We start from the raw sequence: 17,864 nt of genomic DNA, 5'->3' as shown, positions 1-17,864 counted from the left end.
CCCCCACAGGAAAAGTTTTGGGTTCGAGTCCCAACTATCCACTAGGGTGTTAGCTCAATTGGAAGAGCGTTCCCCACCACTGGGAAAGGTACAGGTTCGAGTCCAGGTGCACCCTTTTTTTTAAAGTTGCAAAGGTTCAAAGAGACAGAGTGACAAAGGTTTTTGTTTCTTAATTTTTGCTTCAAAACTTTTAAAAAAAAACTTTTTGTCTTAGCGCCTTCATGGCAAATAAAATATAAAGGTGTTAGCTCAATTGGAAGAGCGTTTACCCAGCAGGTAAGAGGTTGCAGGTTCGAGTCCAGGCACACCTTTCTTTTTTAAGTTACAAAGACGCATAGTTTCAAAGTGACAAAGGTTTTTTTGCTTCAAAACTTAAAAGAAAACTTCGTGTCTTAGTGCCTTCGTGGTAAATAAAAATACAAAGGTGTTAGCTCAATTGGAAGAGCAACTGTTTGCTAAACAGAAGGATGCAGGTTCGAGTCCTTGCACACCTATTTTTTATTATGCATTTTCGCGCTAATAAATTCCTAAAATATGCATTTCCATTTATCGAATTATATATTATTGAATATCAGTGTAATTAGATTATTTTTAAAAAAATATGTTAAAATTAATTTCATTGGGCAATTTAAATTATGACAAAATATACTACATTTGTGGCCATAATTAAATATTTAAAATACATATGACACTTTCAATCGCAAAATATTTTGACCACTTAGCAGGAGAACTTCCGGCTAAAGTATCAGGATGCAATATGTATTTTTATGAAATTAAAATGTAAAATTTAGAGTCAAACTCATCATAAAACAGAAAAGCGTCCTCAAAGTAGGGCGCTTTTTTTGTTTTTAACCACTTCGACTTCGTTCATTGTGACAATAAAATGGAATAGAAAGACAATAAAATGATAGAATATTAAACCATAACTAAAAAAACTAAAAAAATAATTGACAAAATGTTTAATGATTAAACCAAATAGCGAAATATAATCTTGAAAAGTAATCTGATGAGTAACAGTCATTTGATAAAAAGAGAAATCTGCACCAGTTTGCGGACAGGGATTTCTTTGGTTTAATTTTAAGTATAACTAATTGATAATCAGAAAAATAATCTTAAAAAATATTTGGAAATATGATTTTTTCGACATTATCTTTGCCGAACAAAATTGAAACACAGCGTTTCAAATAATAACAAGAATTTAAAATATAATACAGCATACAAAATGGCTTTACAAAATAAAATATCATACGGATTACCACTAAACGCAAGATTCGATCTTAGACGTTTGACAATGCAGGTGCATCAATATAGGCAATAGGATAGTTATATCACGTTGAATTTTGTAAAGCACCTTTGATCGGGTGCTTTTTTTATGCCCAAAAAAATGATTTTGTAGCTCAGTTGGATAGAGCGTCTGCCTACGGAGCAGATGGTCGAAGGTTCGAATCCTTCCAAAATCACTTGTTCTCTAGAAGGAACTGGCTCATTGGGGTTACTGGCTAACCTTCCCGACTGTCTCTCGGGAGAAACGGGTTCGACTCCCGTATGAGCCGCTTTTTTAAAGTTTCTAAGTTTCTGAGATGCTAAGATTCTAAGTTACTTAAATAGACCTGGGAAGATAACGGAGGTTGTTTACCCGCTTTGGATGCGGGAGGTCGCAGGTTCTCCCGATAGCTATCGGGACTGCTTCCCAGACTAATGAAATGGTTTTTAAAGTTGCTGAGATTCGGATTTAAAAGTTTAAAAAACTTAGTCCCTTAGCATCCTAGAACCTTAATTAAAAATGCAGGAATGGTGAAATGGTAAACACGGCTGATTTAGAATCAGTTTCCTGAGAGTTCGCCCCGATAGCTATCGGGACTCTTCCTGTACAAAATGAAGATTTAAAAAAAGATACAATGAAAAAGATAAGCACATTATTCGCCAAAGATCCTAATGATTTAGGAAGGGTTATAGATAAAATTAATATTGAAAACAAATGGGTTTTTGAAGGAGAAGCTATTGCAACCAGAAAATTTGACGGTACATCTGTCGCAATTATAGAGGGTGAAATATTTAAAAGGTTTGATGCTAAAAAAGGAAGAACAATTCCGTTGGGAGCAATTCCTTGCCAGGAAGCAGATCTAATTTCGGGACATCACCCACACTGGTTAAAATGTGATCGTTCAAAATCAGAGGATAAGCATTTCTTTGAAGGTTTTGATGGATTAGAAAATAAAGTTGATGGAACTTACGAATTATGCGGACCTAAAGTACAAGGAAACCCTGAAAATTTTGAGAAACATACATTGGTAAAACACGGAAGTGAAATACTTGATTTTGTAAGTCTTGATTTTGAGGATTTAGAAATATTCTTATCAGAGAATGACATTGAAGGTATTGTTTTCCATCACATTTCAGATGAGCGAATGTGTAAATTAAGAAAATCAGATTTTGGTATTAAACGAATGGAAGTGATGCTTAATGGATAGTAATAGTAAAGAGTTATTAGAGATTAGCAGTCCGTCAGTTCGGGTATTTTTATGAGATACGAACAACAATTTCAAAAAAAAGAAAATATCGGGAAATTGTGTATTTATTTAAAAAATAATAATTAATAATTTAGAAATCATGGTGTTATATGATAAAATTATAGTGATTGATATTGAAGCAACTTGCTGGGAATCTAAGGAGGAAACACTCTTAAATCAGAGAGAAATTATCGAGATAGGAGTATGCAAGTTAATATTATCGTCTGGAGAAATTGAAGATAAACAAAGTTTTTATATCAAACCAGAAGTTTCTCAAGTTTCTTCTTTTTGTAGCCAATTAACTGGAATTACAAATGAAAAACTACAGATAGAAGGAACTTCTCTTGAGAAAGCATTGAAGAAAATTAATTCCAAATATTCGGCAAAGTATAGAACATTTGCCGGTTATGGCGATTTTGATAAAGAAATATTAGAACAAGAATGTAAATCAAAAGCAATTGAAAACCCATTTAGAAATGACTATTTGAATATAAAGACACTTTTTAATTTAGTTTACCTTCAGGAGAAACCTAAAGGATTATTGAAAGAGCTAGAGTTAATAGGAGAATCTTTTGAAGGAGAGAATCATAATGGAGCGGATGATGCTTACAATGCAGCCAAATTGCTGTATAAAGTTTTAAAGAAATAAAAAATTAAAAAAATGAAAGAATTATACAACCGAATAGCTCTTGTTGGAATTGAACAAGAAGAGTATGATGTAATAAAAGCCAATTATTCAGGACATATTATTTGGCATCAGTCTATTCCTAAAATCGTAGTAAAAGATGAAGTGCTCTATATGGAAAAAGCCAATGGAGTTGGAATGCTTCCAGTTGATAAAGTGGTTTATTATGGAATTTACGATAATGATTTCGATTTTATTACTGGTTTAGCAATTTGGCAAGGAGACTGTTATCCGAATGCGGCGGCAATGTTGGATTGCCGATTTAAGATTCCGTGTCTCGTAAAAGCATTATCTCTTTCAAAATTTAGTGCACCTCGTGGGTTTATAAGTGCAGGGGCTTCTGTAACTATTGCAAATGATACGGTTGCCAAATGGGGTAATTGGCATTGCGGCGAGAATAAACATCGTTTTACAGGAGAATGGGAAAGCCAATTTACGGCTACAATTGAACCTTATTATGAAGGAGAAGCCGTTCGTATCATGATGATTGGAGATGTTTATTGGCAGATTAAATTAGAAGGAGACGATTGGTTAAAATCTATTCATCCTGATAACGCAGGTTTTATGCCTGTTGATGAAGATTTACTAGCAGATACAATTTATATAAAAGAAACTTTGAAGATGGATATGATTGGAAATGATTATATCGTTGGAAAAGATGGTTCTAAATATTTGTTAGAAGTAAATCATATTCCGAACATAACTCGATTTGATGAAGTAAGAGAAGCTTATTTATCGACGGTTATAGAATGGATTAATTAAAAAAAATATCCTGCGCAGAATAATTGCGCAGGATCATTTGAATCTTTGTTTTAGAAACAAAAAACGTTCTTAAAAAAAAAATGAATATCAAAGGAGACTTTGATTAAAAATATCAAACAAGCCTTGTTGGGTGTTTCTGTATAGCACCATTGTAGCAGACTTTTCGCGAAAGCGTATTATGTTTTTCTATGCAGCTTGGTTTGGAGGTTTTGATGGTTTTCCAAAAAATTATCGCACAAGGGATCTAAGGGTTGTGGGTTCGAATCCCATTCACAGTAATGTGGTAGCTCAATTTGGATAGAGCATTGGATGTGTTATGCAGGTTCGAATCCTGCACCGAACACGTTTCGGTTGGACGAATTGGTTAGTCGACGGGTCTCAAAAACCTGTAACAGTAGAGACCATCACTCTTAAAAAGATGACCATTAGAAAAAACTAATTTGTCTTTGTCAGTGAAATTAAGATTCTAGAATTTGATGTTTCACACTCTGATAAAGCCAGTGCGAATCGAAATGTGTTTTGAAAAGTCTGTTTTCTTTTTGATTTGATTGTTAAGAGAATTTGGGGATTCTTTCAATAAAATAGAATCAAAAACAACTCAGACAGACAAAGAACAAACTATTCGTCCGTTTTTCTTGGAGGAGAAAGACAATGAGGTTTTTTTATTAAGAAGAGAATAGAGAAAAGAGAATAGAGAAAAGAATAAAGAGTATAGAGGTTTAAGATTTTGGAACATGAAACTTTAAACCTTAAACAAAAAAATATTATGATAAAAAGAATTAAAATCGAGACTTACCAAGTAGGCTTGGTGTTCGAAAATAGAAAATTAATAAAAGTATTAGAAGAAGGATTACACTGGATTTTTGGAAACAAAAACATTATGATTTACGATCTAAACGGATCTTTTCAGGCTCCTTTTGAGTTGGATATTTTATTGCAAAATGAAGTGTTAGCATCTCTTTTGGAGGTTATTGAAGTTGCCGATAACGAAATTGTGTTGCAATTTGTAAAAGGAAATTTTAAAGAAGTTTTGGTGCCAGGAAAGTATGCTTTTTGGAAAGGAGTTGTAAAAAATGAATTCACTAAAGCAGATTTGTCTAAGATTGAAATCACAGAAAATGTTCCAGTAAACTTATTGGAAAATGTTAAGATGAGATACTTCACAAGAAAATTTATTATAGCAAGTAATGACAAAGCTTTGTTATTTGTGAATGGAACTTTTGTGAAAGAATTGAAATCAGGGACACATTATTTCTGGAATAACGCCATTACAATCGAAGTGAAAACGGTTGATACTAGACAGCAACAATTGGAAATTTCTGGTCAGGAGTTGTTGACTAAAGATAAAGCAGGATTAAGAATTAACTTTTTTGTGAGATATCAAGTGGTTGATATTATGAAAGCTTTGACTGAAAATAAAGATTTTGAAAAACAATTGTATGTCGCAATGCAACTGGCTTTAAGAGCTTTTGTTGGCGGATTAACTCTAGATGAATTATTGTCAAAGAAGGATGCGATTGCCGATGCTATTTTAGAAGAAGCAAAAACTAAGATCAAAGATTTAGGTTTAGCAATTTCTGATGCTGGAATAAGAGATGTAATTCTTCCAGGAGATATGAAAGAAATCATGAATCAGGTTTTGGTTGCTGAGAAAAAAGCGCAGGCCAATAGCATTATGAGAAGAGAAGAAACTGCAGCAACAAGAAGTTTGCTTAACACAGCAAAGCTGATGGAAGAAAACGAAATGTTGTGGAAGTTGAAAGAGATGGAGTACGTTGAAAAAATCGCTGATAAAATTGGTGAAATCACCATTTCTGGCGGCGGAAACGTAATTGGTCAATTAAAAGAAATCTTCGTAAAGTAAAAGAACCATTAGCAGTAAATGTTGATCGTTTAAGTTTAATAATAAAAATTTAAGGATGAATCAAGAAATAGGATTTGCGTCGGGCCATAAAGGTCAAACGGATACAGTGGAGTTAAGTGAATCTTCGTTTGCCTCAATTAAAGGAGCAGATTTAGAATGCATTAGCCTATGGAATGAAAAGGTAAATTTTCGGGAAACCCTATATATCATTTAGAGATATTTCTCTAGTAAAGCAAGCGTGCTTTTAAACTTTGTGATATTGGATTTCCCAGAAAAGCCTTTGATTTCCTGAGATTTCCAAGAATTGCAAAAGAAAAATATCATGCAAAACAATACACTAGAAAAATATAAAAAAGCAATTAGAAATAAATACGAGATAGAAAAAGGCGGCAAATACTTTGATTATTTGTACAAGCCTTCTCGTGGAAAACTTCGTGATTTGTGCTGGCTTATTTTCGAAAATAACCCAACTCAAGATGATTTGAATGTTTTTAAAAACCTATTAGGGCTAGATTTCGATCATGCGAAAAAGAACAAGTTTAAGGAAAAGAAAGACAAGTTCAGACCTATCGAAACTTTCTTAAAAGGAGAAACAGATCCATCCAATATTGATGCTATAAATATGGCAGCTATTTTGGTTGATTTTGAGCCACGTCCTTTCAAAAAGTTTTATGAAACTTCTAAAAAAGAAGAGATAAAACCAGTTAAAAAGCTTGAGAAAGCTAAAGCTGTTTTTGAAAAGAAGAATGCTGTAAAAAAAGAAAAGTCTGAAAAAAAGTCTAAGAAAAGAAGTTTCTTTCTAGATTTTAAAAGCATGTTTTTCTGATAAAAACAGAGAAAACACAACAGAAACCATCAGTATAAAATTGGTGGTTTCAAATTAAAAAATTAATGAATCAAAAAATATTTTTTACGTCTGATCATCATTTTGGTCATACGAATATAATTAGGTTTAGTGAACGACCTTTTGCCTCGGTAGAGGAGATGGATCAGGAACTCATTAAACGTTGGAATGAAAAGGTGAGTCCGAGAGATATTGTCTATCACTTAGGTGATATTTCTTTGGCGAGACCAGAACGAACAAAAGAAATTTTAGATCAATTAAATGGTTCTATTTTTCTCGTAAAAGGCAATCACGATAAATCGGCGTTGAGTTACGCTAAACGATTTGAGTGGATTAAAGATTATTATGAATTAAGTGTTGAAGATGGAGATGCACCAAACGGAAGGCAGAAAATAATCTTGTTTCACTATGCAATGAAAGTTTGGAGAAGTTCATTTAGAGGAACATGGCACTTATACGGTCACTCTCACGGTCATTTATTTGATGATGAAACTTCTCGCTCGTTTGATGTTGGTGTTGATTGCCACAATTATGAACCTCTTTCTTATGATGAGGTAAAGGCCCGCATTTTAGCGAAAGCTTGGAAAGCTCCTTTTGGAGATAGGGAATTGTAAATTTTAAAAAAAATTAAAAAAATGAAAACTACAGATAAAATTATTATTATCGATTTAGAAGCCACATGCTGGCAAGGCGCGGTCCCGAGCGGGCAGCAAAATGAAATTATAGAAATTGGTTTGGCTGTGTTGGACACAGAAACGGGAGCAATTTCTAAGAATAAAGGGATATTGGTAAAGCCGCAACGCTCAACCGTTAGTTTGTTTTGTACAGAATTGACCACCATTACTCAGGATTTACTTGATAAGAGCGGAGTTAGTTTCGAAGATGCTATTAATGAGCTTATCGACGAATATAATCCCGATTTCTACACTTGGGCAAGTTACGGTCAGTACGATTTGAATATGCTGAAAAAACAATGTAAATCGTTTGGTGTTTCCTATCCAATGGGAGAGGAGCATATCAATGTAAAAGAGCATTTTGCCGAAAAGTTTGGCTTGGTTAAACCAACAGGAATGAATGGTGCGCTTGCATTGCTGAATATTCCGTTAGAAGGAACACATCACCGCGGAATTGACGATGCCAAAAACATCGCAAAGATTTTGAATTGGTGCCTTAAAAATTAGAATTTAATTTGTTAATAATAGCTATCAAAATGCATGGTTGATAGCTGTAGAAGGAAACTGCAGTTGTTGCAGCTGTAGTTTCACTTTCTTGTTAAAAACAATTGCAAAAGCTAAAACGAATATTTGCGCAAAGGTTCGGATTTAATAATATATTTGTTAATGTACAATTTTTCGTATGAGACGGAAGATTGTTCTATTAAGAAATAAAATCCGATTCAGAAAGGTATAATTATAATACTATGGAAAAAATAAAAACGCCTTTTTTGGATACTATTTATCATCTCAGAACCATTGAACAGGTTATTTTGTATGATAAACTAATTACAATAGCCCAAACAGAGGAAAAAGAAGCCGTTTTGTTTCTGGAAACAGAATATGAAAAGGAAATTTTAGAATATCCAGGAACTGCCCCCGACTTTAATGGAGAAGCTGCTTTATGGTCTGCCAGAACGTTATATTTGGCCACGCAACTTTTATTGCACAGAGAGCATAAAATGAGTGATGTAAAAGAACTTTTACCTTTTTATAAAGGCACAATAGATGCTTCGGCAATTATTTCATCAGATCTTTGTCTGCGTTTTTTACCTCAGATTATAACAGAAATTAGGAAGATTGATCCAGAAGATTTGATTATTGATATTTTAGAAAAACATTTAATTCAATTTCATTATTCTGCTATTGGGTCTGATCTGGATTCGGAAAATGTAAATTTTGAGATAATCGCAGAAAATGATTGTTTACTGCAACTTTATATTGACCGAGTGGTGCAAAGAAAATCTATAAAATGGGCACAGTCTGATTTTATAAAAAAACAATTGGAAATAGGGTTTGGAGACTACCAAAAGCTATTCTGGGCTCAACTTTAAAAACAAACGAATTATTAAAAAATAGAAGTAAAATAATGAATGCTACAGCTAAATTAAATGCCGTTTTAAAACATATCAAAGAAACTTTTGTTGGTAAAAATGAAATTATCGATCTATTAGGAATTGGATTACTGGCACGAGAAAATGCTTTTTTGCTTGGACCTCCGGGAACTGCAAAAAGCGCCATTGTCAGATCGCTTTCTAAAGGAATCGAGGGCGACAAAAATTTTGAATATCTGTTGACCCGTTTTACAGAACCTAATGAGATTTTTGGACCTTTTGATATTCGAAAACTAAAAGAAGGAGAATTGATTACCAATACTGACGGTATGATGCCTGAAGCTTCTATGGTTTTCCTAGATGAGATTTTTAACGCCAATTCGGCTATCCTGAACAGTTTGTTGATGGCGCTTAACGAAAAAATCTTTCGCCGTGGTAAAGAAACTAAAAAATTGCCAGCATTGATGTTTGTAGGTGCAAGTAACCTTATGCCAGAAGATGAATCGTTAAACGCTTTGCTTGACCGTTTTTTGATTCGTATCAAATGTGATTATGTAGAACCAGATTTATTGCATCAGGTATTGCTTGCTGGATGGAAACTGGAAAGCTCGGTGACTGAAGAAGTGCCAACTATTTCGGCAGATGAGGTTCGCGAATTGCAAAAACTTTGTCGTCAGGTAGATTTGAGTGCTACACGAAACGAATATGTAGATATTATTCATAGTCTTCGAAATACTGGCATCAAAGTTTCTGACCGACGTGCCGTAAAACTTCAGAACCTTGTTGCAGCAAGTGCGCTAATGTGCGGAAGAAAAGAATCAATTGTGTCAGATTTTTGGGTGTTGAAATATATCTGGGATAACGAAGAGCAAATTGAAATTCTGGAAGGAATCATTAATAAAATTATCGAAAAAGATACTTCTACAGAAGCCCACCCGCAAGCGATGTACAATAAGACGCCGGATGCTGAAAGTGTAATGAAAGAAGTAAATTATCTGATCGAGAAATGGCAGGATGATAGCCTTTCTTTTGAAGAGCAAAACGTGATCAAAGATAAATTGAGATATATTCAAACCCGCTGCGATTGGATCAAAGATGCAGAAAAGAAAAAATACATTCAGGAACATATAGAATCTTTGTGGCAAAAAATTCTTCAAACTATTTAACATGTACTTTTTAGAAATTAATAAAGAGCATAAAGATTTTCTTGGTGCAATACGACATTGGGAAAATCTCAAGATAGCTTTTGAGACCAATACAATCTGGATAAAAGAGTTCACGGACGATCAAATAGGCTCCACTGAACTTCTACAGATTCCGTATACCAAAATATATGAGTTAAAAGAAAATTTGTTGTTCGAAAAAGGAAAACAATTACCTACCAAAAAACTGCCTTCGGGTTTATTATGGTCGCCGGTTTTGAGAGGTTTGCCTATTTCACTGCCAAATTTCAATCATAATTTTTTCGGTATAAGTGATACACTGCAGATTGCATTAAAACGATCGGAAGATGTAAAAGAAGCATACGCTTTATTGGTAGAATATCAGGAACTGAAATCCTATATCGAATTTGCACCAAAATTTAGACTTGAACCTTTGCAATGGGTTGTAATCAATAATAAAGCATTGATTATCGGGAAGCCTTTATTGCCTTTAAAAGGAAATACATTTTGGTCTAAGAATGATTTTTTAATCCCTACAGGGTATGATTTTGAATGGCCTGTTTTGACCCAAACACTTAAGGATAAATTAAATCCTTTCGATAAAAATATAATACTATGGAATAAGGATAATAGTTATTCTTCTATTCCCAAACAAAATGTAAAACCACTATCAATTAGTTCATTTCGCTTAACTTTTTCATAAATTAAAAATGGAATTTCAAAGATATTTTCAATCGTTTACAGACTATTTTTGGGAATGGGAAAATCAGGTATTTTCTCCAGATAGCGTATTTGAGACGATCTCAATTCCGAATGGACAAACTATCGGTTATGAGAAATTTGTCTTTGAAATTTTAGAAGCGCTTTCTGATAGTAATTTTCCACCATTCGGAACTCTTTTATTAGCCATTACTGCTACCAATAATGATAGTAAAGAAGCTATTGACAGAATTCAGGAGTGGGCAAAAGGCATAGAAATAACCAAATCATTTCCTATAGAACATTCGTTTAGATTAGGCGCCAGTATTGGTTTTATGAGACAGCTTTCAGCTTTGCCAGATGAATATAAAACTGGTGAAAAAAGGATGAAAATGTTTCAGACTATTTTTGATGGATGTCATAACAGAATTTCTACTGAAAAGGCCAAAAAGATTCTCGAGGAATACAAAGATAAAAGACATCATTTGGTGCGAGCTGGTGTAAAAGAGCCCTTTAATGATGCCAATTTTATAAAAGATTTTAGAACTCTGGCTTTACTAAAAAAGAATTTTCCAACTGTGGAGTCCATTTTGCATGCCATGGAAAATAATCCGCATGAGGATTTAAAGGAGAAGCTGCAAGAGGAAATTTTAGAAGAGGAAAATCTTATCGATGCAGCAACTTTTGTGGAACAACTTATAAATGATGATCGTACGTTTCATGTAGGAAGTCTTATCAAACGACTTTGGTCGGGGCTTCATATTCCGTTGCACCACAATCACCCAAGCGAACAGCCTTTGGGAGGAATCTCTGATTTGACAAACAAAGGTAACTTTGATAAACTGGTCATCTCTGAATTTGCGTATGACGATGACGTTTTTATGTCCAGAATAGCCAATAACGAAGCGCTTTATATTCAAAGAGAAGTTCCACCAGAAGCAGATAAGTTCGAACGTATTTTGATTATCGACAGCTCATTAAAAAATTGGGGGAATCCTAAGATTCTGTCTTTTGCTTCGGCAATTACGATTGCTAGACATCCGAAAACCGATATTAAGTGCAGAGTTTTTATAGCAGGTCAGGATTTTAAAGAAGTTCCATTAGGTAATGTTCATGATGTAATTGAGGCGTTGAGCGAGCTTAGCGGTAAACTGGATTGTTCGCAAGGACTTGAATCATTTTTTCAGCAAAATAAAATTAGCAGTAAAAATCAGGAAGTATTTCTTTTTTCCTCAGAAGACAGTTTGAAACTGACGGCAATGAAAAATGTGATAAGTACTTATTATACTGAGATTAAGTATGTTTTTGAAATGGAGATAGAAGGCATCAAAGTCTATAAAAATCAGAATAAAGGCAGAAAAATGCTTCAGCATATTATAATGCCACTGGATGAACTGTGGGAAAAAGAAAAGCGAGATTCTCCACGCCGTAAGTATTCAGAAACAGACTTAGATAATATACCGCTTTTATTTCCATTAGAAAGAAGCTATCAGAATATCTTTTATTATGGTACCGACTTTTATACCTATCTAAACGGAAATTTATTCTGGTTTGTCAGTAATGAGTTCAACAAAGGATTTAAAAGAATAGATTCAAATCTTCCTTTTGACAAAGGAGAATTTGCTATAAAAACCAATGGCAAAGGCGAGAGATTTCTGTTGTGTTATGTAAGCGATTCGATACCAAAAATTAGTATTTATAATATTGATAAACAGGAGTTAAAAAGTAATTTGGTTTCTAATGAAGAATTTAATGATTTAAAAGTTAATGTTTTTGGATATAAGAATGAGTTTTATTTGACTGATGGTACAAGCTATTGGCGTGTCGATGATGGTTTAATAAAAATGAAATCTGAGTTTAGTAATTTGATTAATGATGCTTTTGTGAACTATAGCATGAAACAAAATTCTTTTGTTAGGGATTTTATGAATAGTAAGTTCAAATACAGCGTCATAAAAAAACTAAAAGGATTGTCAATTGTAAATGATAGTATTGAAATTAACGGATTTAACTTTACGCACTTAGAGTTTTCTAAGAGAGGTTATTATTCTACTGACTGGAAACACCCAGCAATACAATTTTACGAAAAAGTAAATCTTATTTTGAAAAATAGGGGAGCATCAGCTATTAATCTTGTTAAAATAATAAAACAAAATACAGGTAAATCTTTACTTGAAAGTAAAGCTGTTGTAGATGAGGATTTTGGAGTTGTTTTAAATGATGTAACAAGACAGGAGGCTGAAGTATTGAAGAATACTATAGAAAGTAACGGTGCTGTTTGTTATATAGAAACCTTGTGTTTTGAGTCTAAGGACGGAAGTAGAGTAACTAATAAGGATGGAATTCTAATATTTGAAAGCAGTAAGGAGGACATCTCCAAATTTTATATTCCTTTTATTGTAAACGGCAGAACAATTATGGCCTCCGAAAGTGAATATTCTGGTAACGATTATTTTATAACAGATTCTTTTCTGACGAGTGTAAAGGAGAAAGATTTTTTGGAAAAATATCTGGATCCGTTTATAAAAAATGTAAGACAAAATGGAACTTAAACTTAGCATAAATTCTAAAAATACATTTCCTAAAGGAGGTGTTTTCATAAAAAGCAGATTGCCGAAAGTATGGCTTCAGGAAATTCAGAATATGGGATTAGCATTCCATTTGGTCAAAACTTTCCCAGTTCCTGCCGTAAGGGCAAATGAGTTGTTTGGATGTATGTTGGTTTTTGATCAGAGTCTGATTAAAACGGATCGTATCGGAAAGAATTATTTCTGCCAATTGATAGAAAATAAATTATTTATTCCCGAAAATACAATTGTGACCCCTCAGCTAACAAAGGCTGAGTGGCACAATTTGTTTTCAGAGCACTATCATTTCATGCATCCAGATATTGGATTAGTAGAGTTAAAGGAAGAAGTTTCGTGGATCGATTTAATTGAAGTGCCAGTTTTAAAAGAAATCGATATACTGGAACCTTCCAAAACAGTTCATATTCCGCAGTATATATCATCATTACGTTACGAAGCAAATACAGAAGATATTCTAGAAGCGCTTGAAAAGCCATTTTCACAAGAAGATTTACCAGATGAATTACCATTTGATATGGAGGAATTAATGAAGGGAAATCAAAAGGAAATGGATAAGTTTTTGGCCTTTCTTGATAAAAATCCTGAAATGGCTTTACAATTGGCTATTCCTCTAGATACTTTAGGAACTGCTAGAGGAGGATTTGATGGAAAATTTTCTTTTGAAGGAAATGGCTCAGGTTTCTCTGGAGGTCGCTCTTTTTCAGGAGGAAGCAGAAATAAAATGAATGAATCTGAATTTGATGGTAAGCCTTTTTTAATTGTTTTTAAGATAATTTTTGTACTCATCATTCTATTTAATCTGAAGAGTTGCAATTTCAGCAATACAAACCTGGGAACTAATTCGTCTCTAGCTTTGATTGTGATTGTGTTTGCAATTGGACTAATAATAGCACTGGCACTTTTGAATAGCAGTTCTTCGAGTTCTTCTTATAGTTATTCACCACCACGTCAGCCATCGCAATCTGGAGGAGGAGGCTCGGCTCTGATAGATTCGGAGCGTTTTTCTACAATACAAAGCAGATATGAAAAAATGGCTGAAGAATTTAAAGAAAAGAAAGATTATGCAAAGGCAGCCCATGTGTATATGAAACTGCTTAAAAATCATTACAAAGCTGCAGATGTTTTGGAAGAAGGGGAGTTGTACAGTGAAGCAGCAGCAGTCCATCTTAAATATTGTAATAATAAAAACAAAGCGGCGGAGTGTTATGAAAAAGGACATGTATACAAACAAGCAATTGAATTATACAGAGAACTCAATCAAAACGAAAAAGTGGGAGATTTGTATACGATTCTAAAAGACAAACCGGAAGCCGATAAGTTTTATGGTAAAGTGATAGATGACTATAAAGTAAATAACCAATACTTAAAAGCATCTTTTATTTATAAAAATAAAATTAAGAATATAAATGGAGCACAAGAGGTATTGATAACGGGATGGAGAAATAATAAAGATGCATTCAATTGTCTGAATAATTATTTTGCAAATATTGAATCGACAGAAAAATTATCTGGAGTCATAACCTCAATTTATGAATCGGATGTTTCGGCGGAGAATTCAGATTTGTTTTTGCAAGCCATGAAACATGAGTTTAAAAAGCATGAGGATTTAGAAGAAATTACTAAAAATATTGCTTACGAGATTGTAGCCGATAAGATTATGATTAAACCTGATATAGCCTCAGAGTTGGTTGCTTTTAATGAAAAAAACAAATCAATGCTTAAAGATGTTATGAAATATAAATTAAAAGGAAGAAAGTAAATCTAAATCTAAATAAAATGGGTATATCATTCAATTGATTATGCCCATTTTTATTTTGAATCATTCAAATCCATTCTCCAGCAGCATTGTAATCATCTGGAAGATAAGTAAGATATTGAACCATTCTTGGGCTTTCTCCTCTGTTAGGTGTTGCGCAGTGTGGCAATGTATTGTGCCAGATTATAAAATCGCCTGCATCTCCTGTAATTGGTTTTGGTTGTAACGTTTTTAAAGCTTTTTCTCTTGGATTTTCATGTGGTTCAAGTTCGTCGAGCCATTCATCGATTTGATTGTGAAAACCTGGAACGCAATGGAAAGCTCCATCATTTTCTCTGCATTCAGTTAAATAAAATAACCCTTGAAGACCATAAGTAAGCGGTTTTTTTAAGCTCATATCCCAATGAAGCGGACTTCCAAGAAAGGTGAAATGATCTGTTTCGGGCGGATTAAAACTTACTTTATCTATAGTTTTGTAGATATTTGTAGTTCCATAAAGCTGTTCGTAAGCCTTTTTTACTCTTGGCGAAAAGCGATTACGATTTAAAGTTTCATGATCCGAAAAATTAAGCATAAGTCCTTTTTGTTCTTCGTGACGCTTGTACCAGCTTTCTTTTTCATTCGGATTCATTTTTAAATATTCCCAAATGGCTTTTTGTGTGGCTTTGCAATCTTCTTTTGAAATAGCATTTTTAACCACAACATAACCGTTCCGATTCCAAAATTCAAGATCCTGCTTAGACAAGACATTTACAGTTAAATCCTCAATTTCTTGATCAGTATTTCTTTTTCTATTATTAATCCATGTTTTGAAAGTTTCAAAATCTGGTTTTTCAGAATATAGAAAATACAAAGTATCTTCCATGCCAATGCCTAATTGATATAGTGTTTTAATCTGGTTATCCCAATTGGTATGGTCTGAATTCGCATTTTTGGAATCTAAAGTACGTTTCCATAATTGTTCGAGAACTGTCCAAGGCATATTATTTTGTTTTAGATAAAAGAAAACCTAAAAATACGCGATTTATAGTTTGGTATTTAAAGTAAAAATACCCTTTTTGTAATAGTAAAAAAGGCTATCTCAATGAGACAGCCTTTTCACTTTGGTTATATTATCTTGATTTATTAATTGTTTCCGTAGATTTTTGCATAAAGATCTTTGTAAATTTCTTTGATGATTTTACGTTTCAATTTTAGAGTAGGAGTAAGCTGTCCGCCGTCAATTGACCATACATCTGGTGTAAGTTCAAAACGTTTTACTTGTTCCCAATGTCCGAATTTTTTGTTGATTCCTTCTACTTCTTCATCGATTCTTTTGATAACATCTGCATTAGCGCTGATTTCTGCATCAGAACTTCCTAAAGTAATTTTATGGATTTTTGCCCATTCTTTTACAAATTCAAAGTTTGGCTGAATAAAAGCACCTGGCATTTTTTCGCCTTCACCAATAACCATTATCTGTTCAATAAAACGAGATTGTTTCATGGCATTTTCGATCATTTGCGGAGCAATATATTTACCCCCAGAAGTCTTGAACATTTCTTTTTTACGATCGGTAATTTTTAAGAAACCTTCGCTGTCAATTTCTCCTATATCTCCCGTATGAAAATAACCGTCAATTACAGCTTCAGCCGTTTTCTCAGGATCTTTATAATAGCCTAACATTACGTTTGGCCCTTTTAATAAAATCTCTCCGTCCTCAGCGATTTTAACTTCTACGTTACGAATCGGCTTTCCAACAGTTCCAATTTTAAATCCTTTGTTTCTTTGGTCGTTTACAGCAATTACCGGAGAAGTTTCCGTTAAACCGTAACCTTCCATTACCGGAATTTCTGCTGCAGCAAAAACTCTTGTCAAACGCGGCTGTAAGGCAGCACTTCCAGAAACCATTAAATCTAAGTTTCCTCCCAAACCTTCTTTCCATTTACTGAAAATTAGTTTACGTGCAATCTTTAATTGGAATTCATACCAAGCACCATTTGCTCCGTATGGTTCATATCTTAAACCTAAATCGATAGCCCAGAAAAACAGTTTTTTCTTGATACCAGTTAATTCAGCTCCTTTCGCATAAATTTTATCGTAAACTTTTTCTAAAAGTCTTGGTACAGCTGTAATTACAGTTGGACGGACCTCTTTTAAGTTATCGCTGATTTTATCAATAGATTCTCCAAAATAAACCGATACACCATAATATTGATAGATATACAAAATCATTCTTTCAAAAATATGACAGATAGGCAAGAAGCTTAATGCGGTGCTTTTTCCTGGATCAAATGGGATTCTTGGTGAGCTGTCTAAAACATTTGACACAATATTTTTGTGCGAAAGCATAACTCCTTTAGGTCTTCCTGTTGTTCCAGAAGTATAAATAATAGTAGCTAAATCATCTGTTTGAATACTGTCTTTTTTAGCTTCAACTTCGCTTTGATTGCTATCATCTTCGCCTAAAACCAATAAGTCTGACCAATGTTTACAGCTATTAATTTCATTAAAAGAATATACTTCTTTCAATGTTGGCACATTGGCTTTAATTGCATTTACTTTTTGTAACACTTCATCATCAGAAACAAAACAGTAAATACTGCCACTGTGGTTTAAAATATATTCGTAATCTTCTTCTGCAATAGTGGGATAAATTGGAACATTTTGCGCACCAGTCTGCAAAATACCAATGTCCATTATATTCCACTCGGTACGGTTATTTGAACTAATTAAAGCAATTTTATCATCTTTCTGAACGCCCATACGCAATAATGCTCTCGAAATAGCATTTGCTTTTGCAATATATTCTTCACTGGATGTTTTTTCCCAGACTCCATTTTTTTTGGTTGCGAGAGCAACTGGAAGGTTGTAAGTTTCTTGTTGATAATAGGGAAAATCAAAAAGGCGTGTGATTGAAACCATGTTTAATATATTGAATTTTATTGCAAATTAAATAAAATTTGG

Annotated in this window: 14 protein-coding genes and 6 tRNA genes; 18 read left to right on the top strand and 2 right to left on the bottom strand. The window is 33.6% G+C overall.

Annotated features, from left to right (window positions below; genetic code table 11):
• The first annotated feature begins 43 nt into the window (after window positions 1–43).
• From SOM12_RS01525 to SOM12_RS01440, 18 genes are all read left to right on the top strand, one after another.
• A tRNA-Trp gene (locus tag SOM12_RS01525) sits at window positions 44–116 on the top strand.
• A 122-nt stretch (window positions 117–238) separates the two neighbouring features.
• Window positions 239–312: transfer RNA gene (locus SOM12_RS01520), tRNA-Ala, on the top strand.
• Between the two features lie 109 nt (window positions 313–421).
• Window positions 422–492, top strand: a tRNA-Ser gene (locus SOM12_RS01515).
• 894 nt (window positions 493–1,386) lie between these two features.
• Window positions 1,387–1,460, top strand: a tRNA-Arg gene (locus SOM12_RS01510).
• A gap of 20 nt (window positions 1,461–1,480) precedes the next feature.
• Window positions 1,481–1,553, top strand: a tRNA-Asp gene (locus SOM12_RS01505).
• Between the two features lie 232 nt (window positions 1,554–1,785).
• Window positions 1,786–1,871 (top strand) — tRNA-Leu (locus SOM12_RS01500).
• 27 nt (window positions 1,872–1,898) lie between these two features.
• Complete coding sequence (locus SOM12_RS01495; protein ID WP_320492145.1) at window positions 1,899–2,471, top strand: hypothetical protein; 573 nt, start codon at window positions 1,899–1,901, stop codon at window positions 2,469–2,471.
• Between the two features lie 139 nt (window positions 2,472–2,610).
• Window positions 2,611–3,159: a 3'-5' exonuclease gene (locus tag SOM12_RS01490; protein ID WP_320492144.1), complete on the top strand. Its 549-nt coding sequence runs from the start codon at window positions 2,611–2,613 to the stop codon at window positions 3,157–3,159.
• Between the two features lie 12 nt (window positions 3,160–3,171).
• Window positions 3,172–3,957, top strand: a complete 786-nt coding sequence (locus SOM12_RS01485; protein WP_320492143.1) for a hypothetical protein — start codon at window positions 3,172–3,174, stop codon at window positions 3,955–3,957.
• A 766-nt stretch (window positions 3,958–4,723) separates the two neighbouring features.
• Window positions 4,724–5,821, top strand: coding sequence for a slipin family protein (locus SOM12_RS01480; RefSeq protein ID WP_320492142.1), 1,098 nt, complete (start codon window positions 4,724–4,726; stop codon window positions 5,819–5,821).
• Window positions 5,822–6,143: 322 nt separating this feature from the next.
• Complete coding sequence (locus tag SOM12_RS01475; protein WP_095928888.1) at window positions 6,144–6,647, top strand: hypothetical protein; 504 nt, start codon at window positions 6,144–6,146, stop codon at window positions 6,645–6,647.
• 65 nt (window positions 6,648–6,712) lie between these two features.
• Entirely contained in the window at window positions 6,713–7,279 is a 567-nt protein-coding gene (locus SOM12_RS01470; protein ID WP_095928887.1) for a metallophosphoesterase, read from the top strand.
• Between the two features lie 21 nt (window positions 7,280–7,300).
• A complete protein-coding gene (locus tag SOM12_RS01465) occupies window positions 7,301–7,846 on the top strand; it encodes a 3'-5' exonuclease (RefSeq protein ID WP_095928886.1) in 546 nt (181 codons plus the stop codon).
• Window positions 7,847–8,085: 239 nt separating this feature from the next.
• The gene (locus SOM12_RS01460) at window positions 8,086–8,712 is read left to right on the top strand and encodes a hypothetical protein (protein WP_095928885.1); all 627 of its coding nucleotides are present in this window, start codon (window positions 8,086–8,088) and stop codon (window positions 8,710–8,712) included.
• A gap of 35 nt (window positions 8,713–8,747) precedes the next feature.
• Window positions 8,748–9,878: an AAA family ATPase gene (locus SOM12_RS01455; protein WP_095928884.1), complete on the top strand. Its 1,131-nt coding sequence runs from the start codon at window positions 8,748–8,750 to the stop codon at window positions 9,876–9,878.
• Window position 9,879: 1 nt separating this feature from the next.
• Entirely contained in the window at window positions 9,880–10,578 is a 699-nt protein-coding gene (locus tag SOM12_RS01450; RefSeq protein WP_320492141.1) for a hypothetical protein, read from the top strand.
• 7 nt (window positions 10,579–10,585) lie between these two features.
• Window positions 10,586–13,126: a ribosomal protein L7/L12 gene (locus tag SOM12_RS01445; protein WP_320492140.1), complete on the top strand. Its 2,541-nt coding sequence runs from the start codon at window positions 10,586–10,588 to the stop codon at window positions 13,124–13,126.
• A complete protein-coding gene (locus tag SOM12_RS01440; RefSeq protein ID WP_320492139.1) occupies window positions 13,116–14,921 on the top strand; it encodes a hypothetical protein in 1,806 nt (601 codons plus the stop codon). The genes SOM12_RS01445 and SOM12_RS01440 overlap by 11 nt, the downstream gene beginning before the upstream one ends.
• Before the next feature lie 64 nt (window positions 14,922–14,985).
• On the opposite strand, the gene SOM12_RS01435 is transcribed toward SOM12_RS01440, so the two are convergent.
• Both SOM12_RS01435 and SOM12_RS01430 read right to left on the bottom strand, forming a co-directional pair.
• Complete coding sequence (locus SOM12_RS01435; protein WP_095928880.1) at window positions 14,986–15,900, bottom strand: phytanoyl-CoA dioxygenase family protein; 915 nt, start codon at window positions 15,898–15,900, stop codon at window positions 14,986–14,988.
• A 143-nt stretch (window positions 15,901–16,043) separates the two neighbouring features.
• Entirely contained in the window at window positions 16,044–17,822 is a 1,779-nt protein-coding gene (locus SOM12_RS01430; protein WP_320492138.1) for an AMP-dependent synthetase/ligase, read from the bottom strand.
• Window positions 17,823–17,864: the final 42 nt, after the last annotated feature.

Origin of the sequence: Flavobacterium sp. CFBP9031 (assembly GCF_034044945.1) — a bacterium.
Classification (GTDB): domain Bacteria; phylum Bacteroidota; class Bacteroidia; order Flavobacteriales; family Flavobacteriaceae; genus Flavobacterium.
This window is presented reverse-complemented; position numbering and strand designations above follow the sequence as displayed.